Origin of the sequence: Allobosea massiliensis (assembly GCF_042655245.1) — a bacterium.
GTDB lineage: Bacteria > Pseudomonadota > Alphaproteobacteria > Rhizobiales > Beijerinckiaceae > Allobosea > Allobosea massiliensis.
In genome coordinates, this window is the sequence record NZ_JBHSLU010000063.1 from 380,925 (window position 1) to 400,802 (window position 19,878).

22 protein-coding genes and 1 pseudogene are annotated in these 19,878 nt (G+C 68.7%); 15 read left to right on the forward strand and 8 right to left on the reverse strand.

Annotated features, from left to right (window positions below):
* Positions 1-52: 52 nt before the first annotated feature.
* The 6 genes from ACFPN9_RS19595 to hemB form a co-directional block, all read right to left on the reverse strand.
* The gene (locus tag ACFPN9_RS19595) at positions 53-1,072 is read right to left on the reverse strand and encodes a DUF2336 domain-containing protein (RefSeq protein WP_066721479.1); all 1,020 of its coding nucleotides are present in this window, start codon (positions 1,070-1,072) and stop codon (positions 53-55) included.
* A gap of 153 nt (positions 1,073-1,225) precedes the next feature.
* The gene (locus ACFPN9_RS19600; RefSeq protein ID WP_066721477.1) at positions 1,226-1,972 is read right to left on the reverse strand and encodes an arginyltransferase; all 747 of its coding nucleotides are present in this window, start codon (positions 1,970-1,972) and stop codon (positions 1,226-1,228) included.
* Positions 1,973-2,047: 75 nt separating this feature from the next.
* Positions 2,048-2,521, reverse strand: coding sequence for an RDD family protein (locus ACFPN9_RS19605; RefSeq protein ID WP_066721475.1), 474 nt, complete (start codon positions 2,519-2,521; stop codon positions 2,048-2,050).
* 56 nt (positions 2,522-2,577) lie between these two features.
* Positions 2,578-3,837 carry a threonine ammonia-lyase gene (locus ACFPN9_RS19610; RefSeq protein ID WP_066721473.1) on the reverse strand — a complete coding sequence of 420 codons (1,260 nt, stop codon included), beginning with the start codon at positions 3,835-3,837 and terminating at the stop codon, positions 2,578-2,580.
* A 56-nt stretch (positions 3,838-3,893) separates the two neighbouring features.
* Complete coding sequence (locus tag ACFPN9_RS19615) at positions 3,894-5,228, reverse strand: branched-chain amino acid ABC transporter permease (protein ID WP_066721467.1); 1,335 nt, start codon at positions 5,226-5,228, stop codon at positions 3,894-3,896.
* A 142-nt stretch (positions 5,229-5,370) separates the two neighbouring features.
* Positions 5,371-6,420, reverse strand: a complete 1,050-nt coding sequence (gene hemB, locus ACFPN9_RS19620) for a porphobilinogen synthase (RefSeq protein ID WP_066721465.1) — start codon at positions 6,418-6,420, stop codon at positions 5,371-5,373.
* A 172-nt stretch (positions 6,421-6,592) separates the two neighbouring features.
* Here hemB and ACFPN9_RS19625 point away from each other — a divergent pair, with 172 nt between their 5' ends.
* The 4 genes from ACFPN9_RS19625 (at position 6,593) to ACFPN9_RS19640 (ending at position 10,312) form a co-directional block, all read left to right on the forward strand.
* Positions 6,593-7,648 (forward strand): enoyl-CoA hydratase/isomerase family protein, encoded by a 1,056-nt coding sequence (locus tag ACFPN9_RS19625; RefSeq protein WP_066721463.1) that lies wholly within the window; start codon positions 6,593-6,595, stop codon positions 7,646-7,648.
* Complete coding sequence (locus ACFPN9_RS19630; protein WP_066721461.1) at positions 7,648-8,091, forward strand: DUF6163 family protein; 444 nt, start codon at positions 7,648-7,650, stop codon at positions 8,089-8,091. The genes ACFPN9_RS19625 and ACFPN9_RS19630 overlap by 1 nt, the downstream gene beginning before the upstream one ends.
* 204 nt (positions 8,092-8,295) lie before the next feature.
* Positions 8,296-8,808 (forward strand): transcriptional regulator LdtR, encoded by a 513-nt coding sequence (gene ldtR, locus ACFPN9_RS19635; protein ID WP_066721459.1) that lies wholly within the window; start codon positions 8,296-8,298, stop codon positions 8,806-8,808.
* Positions 8,809-9,079: 271 nt separating this feature from the next.
* Positions 9,080-10,312: a L,D-transpeptidase family protein gene (locus ACFPN9_RS19640; RefSeq protein ID WP_066721510.1), complete on the forward strand. Its 1,233-nt coding sequence runs from the start codon at positions 9,080-9,082 to the stop codon at positions 10,310-10,312.
* 584 nt (positions 10,313-10,896) lie between these two features.
* Here ACFPN9_RS19640 and ACFPN9_RS19645 read toward each other — a convergent pair.
* The gene (locus ACFPN9_RS19645; protein WP_066721457.1) at positions 10,897-11,220 is read right to left on the reverse strand and encodes a type II toxin-antitoxin system PemK/MazF family toxin; all 324 of its coding nucleotides are present in this window, start codon (positions 11,218-11,220) and stop codon (positions 10,897-10,899) included.
* Positions 11,217-11,440 (reverse strand): annotated as a pseudogene (locus ACFPN9_RS19650) (antitoxin MazE family protein). Before ACFPN9_RS19650 ends, ACFPN9_RS19645 begins: the two are co-directional and overlap by 4 nt.
* Before the next feature lie 298 nt (positions 11,441-11,738).
* Here ACFPN9_RS19650 and glyA point away from each other — a divergent pair.
* The 11 genes from glyA (at position 11,739) to ACFPN9_RS19705 (ending at position 19,870) form a co-directional block, all read left to right on the forward strand.
* Positions 11,739-13,040: a serine hydroxymethyltransferase gene (gene glyA / locus ACFPN9_RS19655; protein WP_066721455.1), complete on the forward strand. Its 1,302-nt coding sequence runs from the start codon at positions 11,739-11,741 to the stop codon at positions 13,038-13,040.
* Positions 13,041-13,102: 62 nt separating this feature from the next.
* The gene (locus ACFPN9_RS19660; RefSeq protein WP_066721453.1) at positions 13,103-13,357 is read left to right on the forward strand and encodes a hypothetical protein; all 255 of its coding nucleotides are present in this window, start codon (positions 13,103-13,105) and stop codon (positions 13,355-13,357) included.
* Positions 13,357-13,824, forward strand: coding sequence for a PIN domain-containing protein (locus ACFPN9_RS19665; protein WP_068077810.1), 468 nt, complete (start codon positions 13,357-13,359; stop codon positions 13,822-13,824). Before ACFPN9_RS19660 ends, ACFPN9_RS19665 begins: the two co-directional genes overlap by 1 nt.
* 7 nt (positions 13,825-13,831) lie before the next feature.
* Entirely contained in the window at positions 13,832-14,329 is a 498-nt protein-coding gene (gene nrdR, locus ACFPN9_RS19670; RefSeq protein WP_066721449.1) for a transcriptional regulator NrdR, read from the forward strand.
* Positions 14,322-15,467: a bifunctional diaminohydroxyphosphoribosylaminopyrimidine deaminase/5-amino-6-(5-phosphoribosylamino)uracil reductase RibD gene (ribD, locus tag ACFPN9_RS19675; protein ID WP_066721447.1), complete on the forward strand. Its 1,146-nt coding sequence runs from the start codon at positions 14,322-14,324 to the stop codon at positions 15,465-15,467. Before nrdR ends, ribD begins: the two co-directional genes overlap by 8 nt.
* On the forward strand, positions 15,467-16,114 hold the full coding sequence (locus tag ACFPN9_RS19680; protein WP_066721445.1) for a riboflavin synthase: 648 nt from the start codon (positions 15,467-15,469) through the stop codon (positions 16,112-16,114). The genes ribD and ACFPN9_RS19680 overlap by 1 nt, the downstream gene beginning before the upstream one ends.
* Before the next feature lie 35 nt (positions 16,115-16,149).
* Positions 16,150-16,659, forward strand: coding sequence for a 6,7-dimethyl-8-ribityllumazine synthase (ribH, locus tag ACFPN9_RS19685; RefSeq protein WP_066721444.1), 510 nt, complete (start codon positions 16,150-16,152; stop codon positions 16,657-16,659).
* On the forward strand, positions 16,656-17,153 hold the full coding sequence (nusB, locus tag ACFPN9_RS19690) for a transcription antitermination factor NusB (protein ID WP_197426633.1): 498 nt from the start codon (positions 16,656-16,658) through the stop codon (positions 17,151-17,153). The genes ribH and nusB overlap by 4 nt, the downstream gene beginning before the upstream one ends.
* Positions 17,154-17,419: 266 nt before the next feature.
* Entirely contained in the window at positions 17,420-17,635 is a 216-nt protein-coding gene (locus tag ACFPN9_RS19695; RefSeq protein WP_066721442.1) for a DUF2283 domain-containing protein, read from the forward strand.
* Complete coding sequence (thiL, locus tag ACFPN9_RS19700; RefSeq protein ID WP_245289504.1) at positions 17,595-18,626, forward strand: thiamine-phosphate kinase; 1,032 nt, start codon at positions 17,595-17,597, stop codon at positions 18,624-18,626. The genes ACFPN9_RS19695 and thiL overlap by 41 nt, the downstream gene beginning before the upstream one ends.
* 38 nt (positions 18,627-18,664) lie before the next feature.
* Complete coding sequence (locus ACFPN9_RS19705) at positions 18,665-19,870, forward strand: MFS transporter (RefSeq protein WP_066721440.1); 1,206 nt, start codon at positions 18,665-18,667, stop codon at positions 19,868-19,870.
* Positions 19,871-19,878 lie beyond the last annotated feature (8 nt).

A 19,878-nucleotide genomic window follows, 5' to 3' on the forward strand; every position in this document is an offset into this window, starting at 1 on the left:
TTATGCGCCCTATCTCGGGCGCCGGTGTGCGGCCGCCCTGCGCGAAGTCGGGTCAGGCCACGCGCGCCTTCATGCGGATGAAGCGCATGCCGCGGATGGCGGCGGCGGGCTCGATCTGGGCGTAGCGACGCAGATCTTCCTCCGTGTCCTTGTTGGCGAACATCAGGCGCCGCGCCCGCAGCGCCAGCACGGCCGCGAAGCCGGGGATGCCGATGTCGAGCGCGCGGCAGGCGAGCGCGATGCCGCTCACATCCCGCTGGAGCAGGGCGCGCAACGCCTGTTCGACGCTGATGTCGGAGATGCGGGCCAGGACCTGCGCGAGGTGGTAGGCACGGTCCTCGTCCGCCAGCATGACGACGACCTCGTCGAGGACCCGTGTCTCGCCCTTGAGGTCGGTGATCAGCTGGCTGACCTCCAGACGCTGCCGCCGCGCCAGCCTGGCAATCGCTGCCGCCTCGCTGTCGGGGTCGATCTCACCCTGTTCGCCGAGTTCGGCGAGCACACGCAGCACCCGCTCGGCGCGCGCCTCGCTCAGATCGGTGCGGACAGCGACGGCGAGCGGGATCGCCGCCGCCTCGCGGCCGCGGTCGAGCAGCTTTTCGAAGCCTTCCTCCGTGAAGGCGGCGCCCTCATTGCCGCCGACGGTCTTCAGCACATCGTCGTCGCCGCGCTCGACCAGAATGTCGGTGATGTTCTCCGACAGACGCACGCGCTCGGCGATGGCGGTCAGATGGGCCTGGGACTGGTTGAGCGCGATGGCGGCGAGGTCTCGGTCGGTCAGCACGGGCGACAGCCGCAGGACGAGCCGGGCCACCTCGCCATCGGGGTCGCCCGCCAGCGCATTGGCGACGCTGCGCGGCAGGTTTGGCTCGGCCGCGACCTCGTCGGCATAGCCTTGCCGCGCCTGCGGATCGAGATGCGGCAGGGCGCGCAGCGCGATCTCGCCATAGTGATGCTTCGACATGCCCGTGGGCTCGGGGTCGCAGAAAAACAGGTCGGTCACCGCCTGCAGCAGCCGGCGACGGGCGTCGGAGGATGACTCCGCGGCCAGTTTGAACAGCGAGTGCAGCATGACGCCCCCAAGCCTTTCCCATGACGGGCCGGCCCCGCAGGACCGCGTCCAGTGTGACGCGGTGCGGCTCTTGCGCAAACCATTCTCGAAAAACGGTATGAACAAAACCTGTTGTCGTAGCGTCAGCGCTATGGCCAACGGCGGGGGATACGGCTAGCCGAAGCGCTCCCAGCCCTGCGGCAGCAGGCGTTCCTGCGGCAGGAAACGCTCCTTATAGGCCATCTTGGGCGAGCCATCGACCCAGTAGCCGAGATAGACGTAAGGCAGGCGCAGCTTCCGCGCCCGCTCGATATGGTCGAGCACCATGAAAGTGCCGAGCGAGCGCGCCTCCAGCGCGGGATCGAACACCGAATAGACCATGGAGAGCCCGTCGCTCAGCCGGTCCGTCAGCGCCATGGCGAAGAGATCGCCCTGGCCGCGCCCGGTGAAGCCGCTGTCCGGTCCGCGGCGGCGATACTCGATCAGCGAGGTCTCGACATGCGTGTCCTCAATCATCATGGCGAAATCGAGCGCCGACATCGTCGCCATGCCGCCATCCGGATGGCGCTCGTCGAGATAGGTTCGGAACAGCGAGTAATGTTCCGAACGCGGCCGCGGCGGCAGCCATTCGCCGACGAGGTCGCTGTTGCGCGACATCACCTTCCGGAAGCCGCGCGAGGGGCGGAAATCGTCGACCAGCACGCGCACGGAGATGCAGGCCCGGCAGGTCTCGCAGGCCGGGCGATAGGCGATGCTTTGGGAGCGCCGGAAGCCGCCATGACTGAGCACGTCGTTCAGATCGCGGGCGCGGGCCCCGACGAGATGGGTGAAGACCTTGCGCTCATCGCGCCCGGGCAGATAGGGGCACGGCGTCGGCGACGTCAGGTAGAATTGCGGGGCATCCCGCAACGGGCGCGTCACGTCAGGCTCGCTCCGGCGTGGGGGTCGAGGCGGAGTGTAGCAGCCGCACCTGTATCAACAAGGGCGGGAACGCTCTCAGGCGCGCACCACCACGAGCCCGGTGAGCAGATCGTGGCCCAGTCGCCGGTCGCTGCGCAGGATCCCGAAGAGGACGTCGAGCACCCACAGGCCGATCGTACCAGCGGCGACGTAGAACAGCAGGGCATGCACCGCAGCCGCCAGCCCGTCGGGGCGGCCGCCGGTGGCGGTCTCCACGCGCAGGCCCGCCATCCGCATGCCCCAGGTCGCCTGACGCGGGCCGCCGATCGTCAGCGCGGCGTAGCCGAGCGCGGTCGCGACCGTCGCGATCGGGATCAGCAGCCAGGTCGCGCCGAAGGTGACGATGCCGAGAACAGCGAGCGCGAACCAGACCAGCGAACCGAGAATGGCGAGGATGATGATGTCGCCGATCCAGGCGAAGATGCGCGAGCCCAGGACGCCGCTGACATCCTGGACCGGTCGCTCGCCCAAGGCGACGATCGGGGGCTGGCCGTAGCGGGTGTCGGTCATCTGAAATCGCATCCTGTGTTCGGTCGGGCCGATCTGGCCCTCCACACAATGTTTGATCAGCGCCCCGGTTCCGCAAGGTCGCGGCCGGCGAGACCGCGCGGCAGCACGCGATGCGGCGCAAAGCCGCTCTCGCGCAGCGCCGCTTCGATGGCTGCCGAATGGGCACTGCCGCGGGTTTCGACCGTTACGTCGAGCGTCACGCCCTTGGCCGGCACGTCGAGGAAGAGGCGGCCATGGCTGACCTCGAGGATGTTGGCGCCCTGCTCGCCGAGCAGGCTCGCGACCTTGCCGAGCAGGCCCGGCCGGTCGGCGGTCGTCAACCGGAAGGCGACGATGCGATCCTCGCGTTCCAGCTCGCGCACCATGATCGCCGCCAGCAGGCGGGTGTCGATATTGCCGCCGCAGAGCAGGAGCCCGACCTTGCGCCCGGCATAGCGCCCCGGCTCCTTCAGCATCGCGGCCAGCCCGGCCGCGCCGGCGCCTTCCGCCAGGCTGTGCTGAAGACTGGCATAGGCATAGACCGCCCGCTCGATCATGTCCTCGCCGACCAGCACGATGTCGGACACGAGGCTGGAGACGATCGGCAGGGTCTGGACGCCGACGGTCTTGACCGCGATGCCCTCGGCCAGCGTCGGCCCGCCGACAGGCAGATCGTCGGCGTTGATGGCGTTGAAGAAGGAGGGGTAGAGCGCAGCCTCCACCCCGATCAGCTCGATCGACGGCTTCAGCGCCTTGGCGGCGACGGCATTGCCCGCCATCAGCCCGCCGCCGCCGAGCGGGACGATCAGCACCTCGAGATCGGGATCGTCCTCGAGCATTTCGTGCGCGATCGTGCCCTGGCCGGCCATTACGGCGGGATCGTCATAAGGATGCACGAAGACCAGTTCCTCGGCGGCCGCCAGTTCGCGCGCCTTCTGCGCGGATTCGTAAAGCGTCTCGCCATGCAGCACGACGCGGGCGCCGTGCGAGCGCGTATTCTCGACCTTCACCAGCGGCGTCGTCTCCGGCATCACGATGGTGGCGGGAATGCCGAAGCGCCGCGCGTGATAGGCCACAGCCTGGGCGTGGTTGCCGGCCGACATGGCGATGACGCCGCGCTCGCGTTCGTCCTCGTCCAGCGTCAGCAGCTTGTTGACCGCGCCACGCTCCTTGAAGGAGGCCGTCGCCTGCATGTTCTCGTGCTTGACCAGCACGGTTGCGCCCGTGAGGTCGGAGAGGCGCGGCGCCGGCACCAGCGGGGTCCGCAGCACATGGCCCTCGATGCGCCGGGCCGCCGCCTCGACATCCGCAGGCGTGATCGTGAAGGGCTCGCTCATGAGGGAGAGTCCGGTGGCTGGGAGGGGCGAAGGCGGGGAAAGGCGAGGGCAGGCGTTCAGACCGGCCGCGGCGCCAATGCGCCATCGCCGAAGAAGCCGCCCGGCCGCAGGATCAGGACCACGGCGAGCAGGGCATAGACGGCGATGTCGCGCTGTTCCAGCGGCATCGCCGCCGACCAGAGCACTTCGAACAGGGCGATGCAAAGCCCGCCCAGCGCGGCGCCCGCCGGTGTGCCGATGCCGCCGAGGATGGCGCCGATCAGCGCCTTCAGCCCGAGCGTGAAGCCGCCGGCGAAGCCCATGCCGCCATAGACGGCGGTGACGATGACGCCGGCCATGCCGCTGGCCGCGCAGGCCAGGATCAGCGCCTTGTCATGCACCGCCCGTGGATCGACGCCGAAGAGCGCCGCCGTGCGAGCATCGTCCGCGACCGCGCGCCATTGCCGCCCATAGGCCGAGCGGGCGATCAGCAGCACGAGTCCGAGCGTCGCCGCGAAGCCGGCCGCCGCGACGCCGAGCCCGAGCGGCGTCGCGGTCACGACGAAGCTGCCGGCCCGCGCCAGCGCCATCGGCTCGTTCAGCACGGGCGGCAGCCAGCGCAGCCCCGTGCCCTGCGCCAGCCGCAGATATTCCGACAGGGCGAGCGCGAGGCCGAGCGTGGCGATCAGCACCGCCTGACCCCGGGCCTGGGCGAGGGGTCTGAGCACGAAGCGGCCCATCGCGAAACCATGCAGCGCCGCGACGAGAATGGCGACGACGAAGGCCGCCGCGAGCCCCGCGACCGGCGTCGAGGCCGCGACGGAGACGAACAGGGCCGCGCCCACCACTGCGGCCGTCGCGCCCAGGGCCGCGAATTCGCCGAAGCTGAGGATGATGCGCCCGCTCAGCCCATAGATCAGGGCATAGGCGCAGGCGAGCAGGGCGTAGATGGCCGCCGAGGGCAGCCCGCTGAGTGCCTGCTGCAGCCCATAGGCAAGAGCGGGCGACAGCTCCGGCAGCCGGAGCGGGGCGGCTGCGCCGGGATCGACCGGCGGGTCCAGCCGGTCCTCCAGATAGAAGCGGCGCAGCAGATAGAAGCTGGCGTCGCTCATCGGCTGGCCATCCGAGGCGAGGCCGATCAGCGCGCCTCTCCGCGGACCCTGGCCCTCACCGGCGAAGAGACAATCGATGCTGCGCCGTCGCACCGGCCCCTCGGACGGGCCCGCGAGATAAATCATCCGCAGGATATGCGGGTGCGATCCGGTTCCCGAGCGTTCGATGGTGATCGGCGTGCCGGGTGCGTTCAGCGCGGGAATGGCCTGGCGGCAGAGCCGCTGCTGGTCGGTGTCGAAGCGCTCGCTGCAGGCACCGAGCGCGAGAACCAGCAGAATCGTCGGCAGGAGAGGGCGCATGCGGCGCGCAGCCTAGCGCAGAACCGGCCGCGCGCCATTCGTCATTGCGAGGAGCGCAGCGATGAAGCCATCCAGCGGCGTCGAGCGCCATGGCGCTGGATGGCTTCGCTGCGCCCGCAATGACGAGCGGAGGTGCGCGCCCTCAGCCGGCGGCCTTGAGCTTCTCTGCCACCTTGGGGGCGAAATAGGTCAGCACGCCATCGGCGCCGGCGCGCTTGAAGGCCGTCAGGCTCTCCATCATCGCGCGCTCGCCGTCGAGCCAGCCGTTGCCGGCCGCCGCGACGATCATCGCGTATTCGCCCGAGACCTGATAGGCGAAGGTCGGCACCCGGAAATGGTCCTTCACCCGCGCCACGACGTCGAGATAGGGCAGGCCGGGCTTGATCATCACCATGTCGGCGCCCTCCTCGAGATCGAGCCCGACCTCGGCGATCGCCTCGTCCGAATTGCAGGGGTCCATCTGATAGGTGCGCTTGTCGCCGACCAGCGTCGCATTGGTGCCGATGGCGTCGCGGAACGGGCCGTAGAAGGCCGACGCATATTTGGCCGCATAGGCCATGATCTGCACGTCTTCCTGGCCGGACGCGTCGAGCGCGGCCCGGATCGCGCCGACGCGCCCGTCCATCATGTCGGACGGGGCGATGACGTCGGCCCCGGCATCGGCCAGCGCCAGCGCCTGCTGAACGAGGATATGGACGCTGGCATCGTTGAGGATGCGCTCGCCCTCCATCACGCCGTCATGACCATGGGAGGTGTAGGGGTCGAGCGCGGCGTCGCAGATGATGCCGATCTGCGGCACCTCGCTCTTGATGGCGCGCACCGCCCGGCACATCAGGTTGCGCGCGTTCAGCGCTTCCGAGCCGGTCGGGTCGCGCAGCGCCTTGTCGACGAAGGGGAAGGGCGCGATCGCCGGAATGCCGAGCGACGCGGCATGCGCGGCCTGGCGCACGGCCTCGTCGATGTTGAGCCGGTCGACGCCCGGCATCCACGCGACGGGCGTTCGCGCCTCGCTCGAATCCATCAGGAAGAGCGGCCAGATCAGGTCGTCGGTGGTCAGCCGCGTCTCGCGCACCAGCCGCCGCGACCATTCCGCCTTGCGGTTGCGCCGCATCCGGCGCGTCAGGCCGAGGGCGGGGGCCGTATCCGGGCGAGACTGCGGCGCCGGGAAGGGCCGCACGTTCCGGTTGTCCAATGAGGCCTCCGTCGGCTGAGTGTGCCGGCAGGGCCGGTCGCAAGACCGTAGCACATCGGAACCGTTCCAAAAAAGGGCCTGTGGTCGCACGGACCGTCAGGCTTCCGGACGCGTTGACAAGCATCCTTGGCCCGGCCCAGAACCGGGCCGAAGCAGCAGGGAGCGCAGCCGCATGTCGCAGACCCCGGAGATCCAGTGCGAGGTGCGCGGCGCGGCGGGCGTGGTCGTTCTCGACCGGCCCAAGGCCCTGAATGCGCTCAATCTGGCGATGGTCCGCGAGCTCGCCCGCGCCCTCGACGCCTGGGAGAAGGACTCGGCGGTCGAGCGGGTCGTCGTCACCAGCACCAGCGAGAAGGCCTTCTGCGCCGGCGGCGACATCCGGACCCTGCATGATCTCGGCAAGGCCGGCCGGCATGACGAGATGCTCGCCTTCTGGGGCGAGGAGTACATCCTCAACGCCCGCATCCAGAACTACGCCAAACCCTATGTCGCGCTGATCGACGGCATCGTCATGGGCGGCGGTGTCGGCATCTCGCTGCACGGCTCCCACCGGATCGCGGGTGAGCGCTATCTCTTCGCGATGCCCGAAGTCGGCATCGGCTTCTTCCCGGATGTCGGCGCGACCTATGCCCTGCCGCGGCTGCCGGGCGCCGCAGGGATCTATCTCGCGCTGACGGGCGACCGTGTCGGCGCGGCCGATGCGCTGGCGCTCGGGCTCGCGACCCATGCCGTGCCGAGCGCGCGGATGGCGGAACTCACCGACGCACTGACCCGCCGCGGCGCGCTCGACGACATCCTGGCCGGTTTCACCCACGATCCCGGCCAGCCCGCGCTGGCTTCCGAGCGCGGGCTGATCGCGGATGGCTTCGGGGCCGCGAGCCTGCCCGAGATCCTCGCCCGGCTCGAGGCCGCGGCGGCCGGCGGCAGCGCCTTTGCCGGCAAGCTGCGCCAGACGCTCGCGGTGAAGTCCCCGACCAGCGTCGCCATCGCCTTCGAGCAGATGCGCCGTGGCGCCGGCCTCGATTTCGCCGAGGCGATGCGGACCGAATTCCGCATCGTCTCCCGCATCGCCCATGGCCACGACTTCTATGAGGGCGTCCGCGCCGTCGTGATCGACAAGGACCAGGCGCCGCACTGGCGGCCGGCTGCGCTCGATGCCGTCGACCCGGCGGACATCGCCGCCTATTTCGCGCCCCTCGGCGCGGACGAACTGAAGCTGGCCTCCTGATGCCGGGCGGGGACGGCGATGTCCTGCGCGGCCAGCGCAGCGACGAGGCCGGCGCAGCCGCCGCGGCCTCGACCCGCTGGCGCACGCTGCTGGTCTGGATGCTGCGCATCCTCTCCGTGCTCTGGCTCGCCAAGGGCCTGCTGGCCTGGGCCGTGATCTTCGGTGTCTGGGGCGAGGCGCAGCCGCCCTTCGAGAATCGCCTGCTCAGCTTCCAGGCGATCACGGTCTATTTCGCGGTGATCGATCTCGTCGCGGCGGTGGGTCTGTGGCTGACCTCGACCTGGGGCGGCGTGCTCTGGCTGCTGGCGGCGATCAGCCAGCTGCTGCTGGCCTTCTTCTTCCCGCGCCTGCTGCCGATGACGCCCTGGCTGACCGGCGCCTATATCGCCGCGATCCTGGCCTATTTCCTCGCGACCTGGGCGGCCGAGAACGAGGCCGAATGACCGGCGGACACGTCGATTGCCGGCGGTCCTGGTAACTAACGCTTTAGCTTAAGCGTTTCTGGCTTCATCTTGGATTCACCCAAAGGGGTAAATCCCCGATTCATCCTGATATTTAAACTCGTTTTCATCCGGCCCGCCTATGGTGTTTCTCAGAAGCGGATCGGGAGATCAATCCTGACCGGCAGTCAACAGGCGGGATATACCATGAAAGCGAGCGTCAAGACTTCGGTCGTCGAAAGGTCCGACGAGGCTGACCTGAAGGTGAAGCCTCTCTACCTCGAGTCCCTCACGCTGGTGGAGCGGCTGCATCGCCGCCTGCTCGACGTGATCAAGGACGAGTTCGAGCGGCGCGGCCGCGACGACGTCAACAGCGTGCAGGCCCTGCTGCTCTACAACATCGGCGATGCCGAGCTGTCCGCGAGCGAGCTGCGCACCCGCGGCTACTATCTCGGCTCGAACGTCTCCTACAACGTCAAGAAGCTGGTCGAGCTCGGCTATCTCCACCATGCCCGCTCGCGCATCGACCGCCGCTCGGTCCGCATCAGCCTGACCGAGAAGGGCGCCGAAGTGCACAACATCGTGAAGGGCGTCTACGACAAGCACGTCCGCACGGTCGAGCAGATCGGCGGCATCGCGGCCGACGACTTCGAGCGGATGAACAACGCCCTCCTGCGCTTGGAGCGCTTCTGGACCGACCAGATCCGCTACAAGCTCTGAAAAAGGCGCGCGGCGCCCGCTTCGCCGCGCTTGTCGACGCCGCCGCCGTTACCGCCCTCCGGGTCGGGAACGGCGGCGCGTTGCGTCCTTGCCACAATCGCGCCCCGCCTGTCGCCGGACGCGGCCATGCCCTAAATTCGCCGCGCTCATCACGCGTCGTTAATTGTGTTACGGCACTTTCGCCGGCCATGAGGCTGCCCGCTCGGGCGCGCAGCCCGGAGGCCGCCACGGCCGCACCATGAACGATGTCGAGAGGGACGTGATGCCGACGATGAGCCTGACCCGCCGCGAGACAGTGCTGGCCCTGCTTTCGGGCGCCGCCGCGACCTCGGCCGTGCCGGCCTTCGCCCAGCAGGCCGAATGGCGCCAGAGCTATGATTCCGGCGCGCGCAACGCCGTTGCCCGCTCGCATACGCCGATGATGTCGCCGGAATCGCTGCAGGCGACCGAAGCCGCCATCGTCGCCTATCGCGATCTCGCCGCCCGCGGCGGCTGGCCGGCGATCCAGCTCACCGAGCGCATGGCGGTCGGCTCGCGCGGGCCCGGCGTCGTGGCGCTGCGCCAGCGCCTGATCATCACCGGCGATCTCGACGCCAATGCCGGCACCAGCAACGTCTATGATTCCTATGTCGAGGCGGGGGTGCGCAACTTCCAGGCCCGCGTCGGCCTCTCGACCACGGGCGCGATCAACCGCGCGACCGTCGCCGCGCTGAACGTGCCGATCGACCGCCGCATCCGCCAGCTCGAGACCAATGTGGTCCGGCTGCGCACCTGGGCCGGCAACCTGCCCAACCGCTATGTCGTCGCCAACATTCCGGCCGCGATGGTCGAGACGGTCGAGAACGGCCAGGTCGCGACGCGCCATGCCGCCGGCGTCGGCAAGATCGACCGCCAGTCGCCGCTGCTCTCGACCAAGATCCCCGAGGTCAACTTCAACCCGACCTGGACGGTGCCGGCCTCGATCATCCGCAAGGACCTGATCCCGAAGATGAGGAAGGAGCCGAACTACCTCACCGAGAACAAGATTCGCATCATCGGCCCCAATGGCGAGATCGCGCCCGAGCGCGTCAACTGGAATTCCGACGAGGCGACCCGCTACACCTTCCGGCAGGACCCGGGCGGCGAGTTCAACTCGCTCGGATTCGTGCGCATCAACATTCCGAGCCCGCACGGCGTCTACATGCACGACACGCCGGCCAAGGGTATCTTCGGCGACGATTTCCGCTTCGTCTCCTCGGGCTGCATCCGCGTCCAGAACGTGCGCGACTACATCGCCTGGCTGCTCAAGGAGACGCCCGGCTGGGACCGCGCCAAGATCGACCAGGTCATCGCCTCGGGCGAGCGCATCAATGCCCGCATCAGCAATCCGGTGCCGTGCTACTGGGTCTACATCACCGCTTGGGCGACGCCGGATGGCGGCGTCCAGTTCCGCGACGACATCTACAACAAGGACGGCCTCGGCCCGGCCCCCGTCGCCGCGCTTCAGGGCGAACAGGACATCTGAGCGACCTTTTGCGAGCCGTCCGAGACAAGGAAACCCGCCGGCGACGGCGGGTTTTTTCGTGGGGGGACGCTACATCGACAGGGGGTACGTCCCGCGTGAAGTAGAGTAGGTGCGGATCAGCGTTTATCGTTACCGTTGCTTCGGATGCGACCGACGCTGCATCTCGTCCACGACATCCTTGATCTCACAGTCGAGGACAAAAAGGTTCCCCAGCGTGCGACCATTCAATCCTTTCCATGAACCTCCGTAGAGAAGACCCATAAGCCGATAGCAGATGCAAGCATGCACTGGGCCTCTACCAAACGGCATGGCTAGCCCGGACTTGTAGAGCCAGCGGTTTGGCAGATCGCCCGCACGCGGCGCCAACCACTCCCTGTAGGCGACGCATTTCTCGAAATGAGAAGCGAGCTCATCATCAGGCAGTTTCGCGAGATCTCCGCGAAGATTGATGCCCAGTCTCAAGCGGCACTCCGCGGCTCAGGCTGAGGGGCTCAGTTGCAGCCACTCGCTTGCAAGGTGATCCCCCAAAGCGGGTCGCTCTGCTAGTGCCGGCAATGCGTTGCCATCAAACTGCTGCGCCCCTCTCACGCAATCCCGAGAAACAGGGCCAGCGACCTCGTCACCGCCAGCATGGCCGCGTCGTCCAGTCGTCCGATGACGGCGCCGACCATGTGCTTCTGGACCGACATCGCCTTGTCGATCTGGACCTGCGACGGCTTGATCAGGCCGTTCTGCGGCGTCGGTGGAACGGTGAGCCGGATTAGCGGCGCATCCACCAGCGTGCCCGAGATCAGCAGGACGGTGATGGTGCTGGTCTGATCGAAAGGATCGGCCTGGACGACGAGGGCAGGGCGGGGCTTTCCGAAATCGCCCGTCATCGCGACGGTGACGATCTCGCCACGCGTCACGCCTCGTCCTCGCCGGGGAGATCGGCCAGAGCGGCCTCGAGAAAGCGTTCAGGCCGTTATCGTCTGCGTCCGCCGCTGCGACAATGAGCGACTGACGGCGGCACTCTTCGACAAAACCCGGACGGCGGGTGTCTGGAACCCAAATCTGAACGGGCCGCAGCCCGGCGGCCCGCAGCGCATCGCGACGCTTCTGAACGCGCTGATTGACCGGTGTGGGCATCGCAGCCTCCTTGACCGTTACATGTTACAGCTCGGATGGCCGTCAGGAGCCGTCAAGTTGGCTGCGCCAGAGGCTGCACGCCATGCGGCGGAGTCACACCGGCCCAGTCTCGTGGCGTGACGCAGCTCGAGTCCTCCCCCGCGCGCTCATGTCACCCGCTTCACGCTTGGAAAGGGGCTCTGCGGGTGCTACGGGACCGCCGATGGCGGGATCGTGCGCGGATTCCGCAAGCCAGACTGAAACCGCAGGGGCCTCCGGTCCGGCCCTTGCGACGATCCTGCGCCGATGGAGCCTCGCCATGAGCCATGACGCCGCCGCCGAAAAGCACCTGTCGAATTCGTTCTTCGGCGCCTCGCTGGCCGATGCCGACCCTGAGATCGCGCGCGCCATCGACCTCGAACTCGGCCGCCAGCGCGACGAGATCGAGCTGATCGCCTCGGAGAACATCGTCTCCCGCGCCGTGCTCGAGGCCCAGGGCTCGGTGATGACGAACAAGTACGCGGAAGGCTATCCCGGCCGCCGCTACTATGGCGGTTGCCAGTTCGTCGACATCGCCGAGAAGCTGGCGATCGAGCGCGCCTGCCGGCTCTTCGGCTGCGGCTTCGCCAATGTCCAGCCCAACTCTGGCAGCCAGGCCAACCAGGCCGTGTTCATGGCGCTGATGCAGCCCGGCGACACCTTCATGGGCCTCGACCTCGCCGCCGGCGGGCACCTGACCCATGGCGCGCCGGTCAACCAGTCCGGCAAATGGTTCAACGTCGTCTCCTATGGCGTCTGCGTGGTCGATCAGCTCATCGATTATGACGCGCTCGAACGGCTGGCCCGCGAGCACAAGCCCAAGGTCATCGTCGCCGGCGGCTCGGCCTATGCCCGGCACTGGGATTTCGCCCGCTTCCGCGCCATCGCCGACGAGGTCGGCGCCTATCTCTTCGTCGACATGGCGCATTTCGCCGGCCTCGTCGCGGGCGGCGCCCATCCCTCGCCGTTCCCGCACGCCCATGTCGCGACCACGACCACGCACAAGACGCTGCGCGGTCCGCGCGGCGGCATGATCCTGACCAATGACGAGGCGCTGGCGAAGAAGTTCAACTCCGCCATCTTCCCGGGCATCCAGGGCGGGCCCTTGATGCATGTCATCGCCGCCAAGGCGGTCGCCTTCCAGGAGGCGCTGCAGCCGGAGTTCAAGATCTACGCCCGCGCCGTCGTCGAGAACGCCAAGGCGCTCGCCGACACGCTGAAGACCAAGGGCTTCGACCTCGTCACCGGCGGCACCGACAACCACCTGATGCTGGTCGACCTCCGCTCCAAGAAGGTGACCGGCAAGGCGGCCGAGGCCGCGCTCGGCCGCGCCCACATCACCTGCAACAAGAACGGCATCCCCTTCGACCCCGAGAAGCCGATGGTCACCTCCGGCATCCGGCTGGGCACGCCCGCCGCCACCTCGCGCGGCTTCGGCGTCGCCGAGTTCAAGAAGGTCGGCGAACTGATCGCGGAAGTCCTGGACGGCCTCAGCCACAACGGCGAGGAGGGTAACGCCGCCGTCGAACAGGCGGTGAAGGCGAAGGTCCACGAGCTGACGGGGCGCTTCCCGATCTATTGAGGTTGCGGCCCCGCAGGGCGGCTTGAGGTGGCCGCCCTACGGGTTTACATACGGATCGGGCAATGGAGGTCGATATGGGCAAGGCCGCCGTGACGATGCGCGATTTGCAGAAGATGTCGGCCGCGGCGATCAAGTCTCTCCCGCATGCCGTTCCGATCACCAGCGGTGACGAGACGGTCGGTATGCTCATGCCGCTCCACCGGCCCGATCCCGAACGCATGAAGGCTGTGCTCGACCGTATCGAGGAGCACTACAATGCGTTGCCTGAGGACTCGAAGCAGTGGCTCGAGCGTTTTCTCGAAGAGCGGGAGCGGTGATGCACGGGCGAAGCCCGTCTGCGGCTCTGGTCGTCGATACGAACATTCTTGTCTCTACAATTCTGAGTTCGCGCCGGCGACCGTCTTGGGTTCTGGCGAGCGTGCACCGACGTCTGCTCCTGTCGACCGAGGCGGTTGCCGAGGCTATGGCCGTGATCGCGCATAACAGCGAACGTTTTCCTCACGCCCCAGCCGATGCCCAGGCTCTGATCGCATTGCTGGAAGCGCCGTCGCCGCGTCTTTACGACGCGCTGATACCGGAAGCGGCCGTAGCGCTTCGTCAAGCCCCCGCCTCGCGGAACGGCAGCGCAAAGGACGCCCACATTCTCGCGCTGGCCTGGACTTACGACGCCGACATCTGGTCGCATGACCGCGACTTTGCGGGAACGGGCTGGCCGTCCTGGTCCAGCGCCAATCTCGCCGCAGCCCTGAGCACGGAGGCCGTCGCCTCCGCTGCGCAACCCTGAGCCCACGATGCGCTGTCCCTATTGCGGCTCCCTCGACACGCAGGTGAAGGATTCACGCCCGACCGACGATTCCGCCGCCATCCGCCGCCGCCGCGTCTGCCCCGATTGCGGCGGCCGCTTCACCACCTTCGAGCGGGTGCAGTTGCGCGAGCTGACCGTGGTCAAGCGCTCGGGACGGCGCACGGTCTTCGACCGCGACAAGCTGCAGACCTCGATCGAGGTGGCGCTGCGCAAGCGCGCCGTCGCGCCGGAGCGCATCGAGCGTATGGTCAACGGCATCGTCCGCCAGCTCGAAAGCTCGGGGGAGGGCGAGATCGCCAGCTCCGCCATCGGCGAGCTGGTCATGGAGGGGCTGAAGGCGCTCGACGACGTCGCCTATGTCCGCTTCGCCTCGGTCTACAAGAATTTCCGCGAGGCCCGTGATTTCGAGGCGATCCTCGGCCAGCTCAGCAGCGACGAGGAGGCGGGCGAGGCCGCCCCGCAGCCGCCCCGGGCCGATGGTTGAGGCCACCGCGGACCGCGCCGCCATCGACCGCGACTTCATGCGACAGGCGCTGGCGTTCGGCGCGCGCGGCCAGGGCACGACCTGGCCGAACCCCTGCGTCGGCGCGCTGGTGACACAGGACACCGCGGACGGGCCGGTGATCGTCGCGCGCGGCCACACCCAGCCCGGCGGGCGCCCCCATGGCGAGGCCAATGCCTTCGACCGGGCGGGGCCGAATGCCGCGGCCGGCGGCACGCTCTACGTCACGCTCGAGCCCTGCTCGCACCGCACCATTCGCGCCGCCACCCCTTGCGTCGAGCGCACCATCCTCGCCGGCGTGCGCCGTGTCGTCGCGGCGATGGCCGATCCCAACCCGCGCTTCCAGGGCCTGGGCTTCGCTTTGCTGCGGACGGCGGGCATCGCAGTGACGACGGGCGTGCTGGAGGCTGAGGCACAGCAGGCCCATCGCGGGCATGTCCTGCGCGTGACGCAGGGCCGGCCGATGGTGACCTTCAAGATCGCCCGTACGGCGGATGGCTATGCCGGCGGGCCGGGCGGGGCGCGGCTTGCCGTCTCTTGCCCTGAGGCCAATGGCTGGGTCCATCTCCAGCGCGCCCATCACGACGCCATCATGCTCGGCATCGGCTCTGTGCTGGCCGATGATCCACTCCTGACCGTGCGCCTGCCGGGGATGGCGGCGCGCTCGCCGGTGCGGGTTGTGCTGGATTCGCAGTTGCGGCTGCCCGTGGCTTCGCAACTGGTGCGGACGGCCCATGAGGTGCCGCTCTGGGTCCTGGCGTCCGAAACGGCCCCCATCGAGCGCGAGAGGGTGCTGGTCGCCGCCGGCGTCGAGGTCATGCGCGTCTCTGCCGATGCGCAGGGGCATCTCGATCTTGCCGAGGCGCTGACCCTATTGGGCACGCGCGGCATCACCCGCGTCTTTTCGGAAGGGGGCCCGACCGTGGCGGAGACGCTCGCGAGCGCCCGGCTGCTCGACGAGGTCGTGATCTCCACGTCGCCGAACGCACTCGGCCAGCCCGGCGTCGTCGCCGTGCGGCCGGGCCTTGCGGCGGCGCTGGCCGACCCCGATCTCTACCGCCTTGCGGAGACGGGCCTGATCGGCCACGACCGTTTCGAGCATTTCGTGAGGACAGGCTGATGTTCACCGGCATCGTCACCGCCATCGGCACCGTCGTGGAGAGCGAGCGCAAGGGCCCGAGCCTGAAGCGGCTCGCCATCGCCTGCCCCTATGAGGCTGCCGGCATCGAGATCGGCGCCTCGATCGCCTGCGCCGGCGTCTGCCTGACGGTGACCGCCCTGCGGCCGCGGACGGATGGCGAGCCCGGCTGCGTCTTCCAGGTCGAGGCCGCGGCCGAGACCCTCGCCAAGACGCTGGTCGGCGAATGGGAGGTCGGCAGCGCGATCAACCTCGAGCGCTCGCTGAAGGTCGGCGACGAGCTCGGCGGCCACCTCGTCACCGGCCATGTCGACGGTGTCGGCCAGATCCTGACGATCGAACCGATCGCGCCCGATCCCGACGAGCCCTGGGGCGCGACCGCGCGCTTCCACATCCGCGCGCCGCAGGGGCTGGCGCGCTTCATCGCCGCCAAGGGCTCGATCTGCCTCGACGGCACCTCGCTGACCGTCAACACGGTCGCGGACGACGTCTTCACCGTGCTGCTGATCCCGCACTCCTTCGCGGTCACCACCTGGGGGCAGCGGAAGGCGGGCGATCCCATCCATGTCGAGGTCGATCTAATGGCGCGCTATGCCGCGCGGCTTGCGGAGGCGCGTGCGGAGGTCTAACCAGCGGCCTCATTCTTTCGAATAGGACAAGAACCATGGCCGGACCCCGGCAATCCTCGGCCGCACCGGCCGCAACTTCTGCCGTCGATCTCGACGGCGCGCGCGTTCTCGTGGTCGAGGCGCGCTTCTACGACACGCTGGCCGACGAGCTTCTGGCAGGCGCACGCGCCGTGCTCGACGAGGCGGGCTGCCGCGTCGATGTCGTCACCGTGCCCGGTGCGCTCGAAATCCCCTCCGCCATCGTCATCGGCCTGCGTGCCGCCGACGAGGCGGTCGACCCCTATGAGGCGGTGGTCGCGCTCGGCACCGTGATCCGCGGCGAGACCGGCCATTACGACATCGTCGCCGGCGAGAGCTCGCGCGCGCTGATGGACCTCTCGGTCGCTTTCGCGCTGCCGCTCGGCAACGGTATCCTGACTGTCGAGAACGAGGCGCAGGCCTGGGCCCGAGCCAACCGTTCGGAGATGGACAAGGGCGGTGGTGCGGCCGAAGCGGCGCTGTCGGTCCTGCGCTACAAGCGCTCGCTCGGGGAGCAGTCGACATGAGCCGGTCCGAAACGGGCCGGCCGGAATCCAACCGGGCCGAGATGCGCCGCGGCGCCCGGCTCTCGGTCGTGCAGGCGCTCTACGAGATGGAGATCGGCGGGCGCGGCGTGGTCGAGGCCATGGCCGAGTTCGAGGCCTTCTGGATCGGCAAGCAAGTCGAGGACATCGAGCTGCCCAAGGCCGAAATCGCCTTCTTCCGCGACCTGCTCGGCGGCGTCGTGCGCGAACAGCGCCTGGTCGACCGCTCGGTCGACGAGGCCCTGGCTTCGGGCTGGCCGCTGAAGCGCATCGAGGCCGTGGTCCGAGCCATCTTCCGCGCCGGCGCCTACGAACTGGCCTTCCGCAAGGACGTGCCGGCCCGCGCCGTGATCTCGGAATATGTCGCCGTCGCCCGCGCCTTCTACGAGGGCGAGGAGATCGGCATGGTCAACGCCGTGCTCGACAAGCTTGCCCGCGAATTCCGCTCCGACGAGTTCGACGCGCCTGCGGCGTGAGATGGTGAGAGCGGGGAAAGGCATCGTCTACACGATCCATACAAGCGGACGGCTTCGCGAACGCCGCATTCCGACGAAGTGAATCGAGGCGATCCTCGATCATCCCCTGATCGACGAACCTGACCCCGCCGATGATGGCCGGCGCCGGTGCTGGGGCCGCGTTCCCGAATTTGGTGACCGCATGCTGCGGATCGTCTATGTTGTCGACACCGACGTGATCCGTGTGATCACGGTCACCCCGATCGCAACCGTGGACGCCGCACGCCATGAGGCGCGATATCGCCAGCACTTACGATCCTGAGGCCGATGCAGCTTATCTGCGCGTCGGCGAGGGGCAGATCGCGCGGACGGAAGAGGTCGCCCCTGGCATCGTGATCGATTTCGCAGAGGGGGGCGGTGTGGTCGGTATCGAACTGCTCGACGTGCGAAAGACCGTGGCAGGTGGCCGGCTGCATTTCGCTCCTCCGGAAGCGGCGGAGTAGCGTTCTGGAACGCCCCGGCGAATTCGAGCTGATCGCGCGTCACTTCGCGCCCATTGCCGGGCCCGGCGGGCTCGGGCTCATCGACGATGCCGGGCTGCTGCGGCCGGCGCGGGGCTACGAAATCGTCGTCACCGCCGATGCGCTGGTCGCCGGCGTGCATTTCTTTCCCGATGATCCGCCGGGCTCGATCGCCCGCAAGGCGCTCGCGGTGAATCTCTCCGATCTCGCCGCCAAGGGCGCAAAGCCCGACGGCTTCGTGCTGGCGCTCGCCTTGCCGAAGGGCTGGACCGAAGGCTGGCTCGCCGCTTTCGCCGCCGGGCTGAAGCAGGCCGCCGACGAGGGCGCCTGTCCGCTGATCGGCGGCGACACCGTCTCCACGCCTGGCCCGCTGACACTCACGATCACGGCGTTCGGCAGCGTCCCGGCCGGACGCATGGTGCTGCGCTCCGGCGCGAAGCGCGGCGACGTGCTCGCCGTGTCGGGGACCATCGGCGACGGTGCGCTCGGGCTGAAGGCCCATGGCCCCGGCGCCCCGGCTTGGGTGGAGAGGCTCTCATCCTCCGATCGCGGGTTCCTCGCCGATCGCTATCTCCATCCGCAGCCGCGCCTGGGGCTCGCCGCCGCGCTGCAGGCCCATGCCTCGGCGGCGATGGATGTGTCCGACGGGCTGGTCGGCGACCTCGTCAAGCTGTTGAAGGCGTCCGGCGCCGGCGCCGAGGTCGATCTCGACACCGTCCCGCTGTCGGAGGCGGCGCGCGCTGCGATCATGGCCGATCCTGCGCTGGCGGAACTGGCCTGGACCGGCGGAGACGACTACGAAATTCTCTGCGCGGTCCCACAGGGGGAATTTCCTGCTATGGCCGAGGCGGCTGCGGCCGCCGGCATCGCGCTGACGACGATCGGCGTGGTGACCGGGGCGGCCGGGTCCATCGAGTATCGCGAGAGGGGCAGGGCGCGCAGCTTCGCGGCCGGCTCCTTCGCTCATTTCTGAAGACGGCCCCGGGCCGTCTTCGCAGGGACGGCAAAACCATGAACCAGCATGTTCCGGTCGCTGACGCCGACGCGCTCGCCAAGCGCAACTCCGTCGTGCTGGCCTGCGCTCAGGCGCTCGGCGGCGCCAGCCCCTCGATCGTGATCTCGCTCGGCGGCATCGTCGGCTCGCAGCTCGTCGCCGACCAGCACTTCGCGACCGTGCCGGTGAGCCTGATGCAGCTCGGCATCGCCGTCGGCGTCATTCCCGCTGCCATGCTGATGCGCCGTCATGGGCGCCGCAACGGCTATCTGCTGGGCGCGCTGATCGGGGCGAGCGCGGCCGCGACCGCGGCGGCCGGTGCCAGCACGCGGCTGTTCTGGCTGTTCTGCCTGGGCACCTTCGCCTGCGGGCTCTACGGCGCCTTCGTCCAGAGCTACCGCTTCGCCGCCGCCGACGCCGCGACCGAGAGCTTCCGGCCGCGCGCGATTTCCTGGGTCATGATCGGCGGCATCGCGGCCGGCGTGATCGGCCCGCAATCGGTCTACTGGACGCGCGACCTCACGCCGGCCGCGCCCTTCGCCGCCAGCTTCCTGGCCCAGGGCTGCCTCGCGCTGATCGCCATGCTGGTCATCCTGCAATTGCGGGCGCCACCGGTGGCGCAGGCGAAGATGAGCGGCGGGCGTCCGCTCGGCGAGATCATGCGGCAGCCGAAATTCATCGCCTCGGTGACGGCGGCGCTCGTGACCTATGGGTTGATGAGCTTCGTCATGACGGCCGCGCCGCTGGCCATGGTCGGTTGCGGCCATTCGGTCGGCGATGCTGCGCTCGGCATCCAGTGGCATGTGCTGTCGATGTTCGGGCCGAGCTTCTTCACGGGGCGGCTGATTACGCGCTTCGGCAAGGCCCAGGTCACGATCGCCGGGCTGCTGCTCACCGCGCTCGCCGCCGTGATCGGGCTCACGGGCCTCAGCGTCGCGCATTTCTGGATCGCACTCATCGTGCTCGGGGTCGGCTGGAATTTCGGCTTCATCGGCGCCACCGCGCTCGTCACCGACTGCTACCGGCCGGAGGAGCGGGTGAAGGTCCAGGCCGCCAACGACTTCCTGGTCTTCGGCTCGGTCGCGATCGCCTCCTTCTCCTCGGGCGGGCTGCTGCATGCCGGCGGCTGGGAGAGCGTCAATTGGCTGGTCTTCCCGCCAGTGGCGGTGGCGATGGCGATGGTGCTCTGGCAGGCTCTGTCGAAGCCGGCTGTCCCGGCCTGAACCTCGCT

Bases quoted from the DNA above. Each gene is read 5' to 3' on its own strand.
- ACFPN9_RS19595 (WP_066721479.1), bottom strand. From the start codon at position 1,072: ATGCTGCACTCGCTGTTCAAACTGGCCGCGGAGTCATCCTCCGACGCC.
- ACFPN9_RS19605 (WP_066721475.1), bottom strand. From the start codon at position 2,521: ATGACCGACACCCGCTACGGCCAGCCCCCGATCGTCGCCTTGGGCGAG.
- ACFPN9_RS19610 (WP_066721473.1), bottom strand. From the start codon at position 3,837: ATGAGCGAGCCCTTCACGATCACGCCTGCGGATGTCGAGGCGGCGGCC.
- ACFPN9_RS19615 (WP_066721467.1), bottom strand. From the start codon at position 5,228: ATGCGCCCTCTCCTGCCGACGATTCTGCTGGTTCTCGCGCTCGGTGCC.
- ACFPN9_RS19625 (WP_066721463.1), top strand. From the start codon at position 6,593: ATGTCGCAGACCCCGGAGATCCAGTGCGAGGTGCGCGGCGCGGCGGGC.
- ACFPN9_RS19630 (WP_066721461.1), top strand. From the start codon at position 7,648: ATGCCGGGCGGGGACGGCGATGTCCTGCGCGGCCAGCGCAGCGACGAG.
- ldtR (WP_066721459.1), top strand. From the start codon at position 8,296: ATGAAAGCGAGCGTCAAGACTTCGGTCGTCGAAAGGTCCGACGAGGCT.
- ACFPN9_RS19640 (WP_066721510.1), top strand. From the start codon at position 9,080: ATGAGCCTGACCCGCCGCGAGACAGTGCTGGCCCTGCTTTCGGGCGCC.
- glyA (WP_066721455.1), top strand. From the start codon at position 11,739: ATGAGCCATGACGCCGCCGCCGAAAAGCACCTGTCGAATTCGTTCTTC.
- ACFPN9_RS19660 (WP_066721453.1), top strand. From the start codon at position 13,103: ATGGAGGTCGATATGGGCAAGGCCGCCGTGACGATGCGCGATTTGCAG.
- ACFPN9_RS19665 (WP_068077810.1), top strand. From the start codon at position 13,357: ATGCACGGGCGAAGCCCGTCTGCGGCTCTGGTCGTCGATACGAACATT.
- nrdR (WP_066721449.1), top strand. From the start codon at position 13,832: ATGCGCTGTCCCTATTGCGGCTCCCTCGACACGCAGGTGAAGGATTCA.
- ribD (WP_066721447.1), top strand. From the start codon at position 14,322: ATGGTTGAGGCCACCGCGGACCGCGCCGCCATCGACCGCGACTTCATG.
- ACFPN9_RS19680 (WP_066721445.1), top strand. From the start codon at position 15,467: ATGTTCACCGGCATCGTCACCGCCATCGGCACCGTCGTGGAGAGCGAG.
- ribH (WP_066721444.1), top strand. From the start codon at position 16,150: ATGGCCGGACCCCGGCAATCCTCGGCCGCACCGGCCGCAACTTCTGCC.
- nusB (WP_197426633.1), top strand. From the start codon at position 16,656: ATGAGCCGGTCCGAAACGGGCCGGCCGGAATCCAACCGGGCCGAGATG.
- ACFPN9_RS19695 (WP_066721442.1), top strand. From the start codon at position 17,420: ATGAGGCGCGATATCGCCAGCACTTACGATCCTGAGGCCGATGCAGCT.
- ACFPN9_RS19705 (WP_066721440.1), top strand. From the start codon at position 18,665: ATGAACCAGCATGTTCCGGTCGCTGACGCCGACGCGCTCGCCAAGCGC.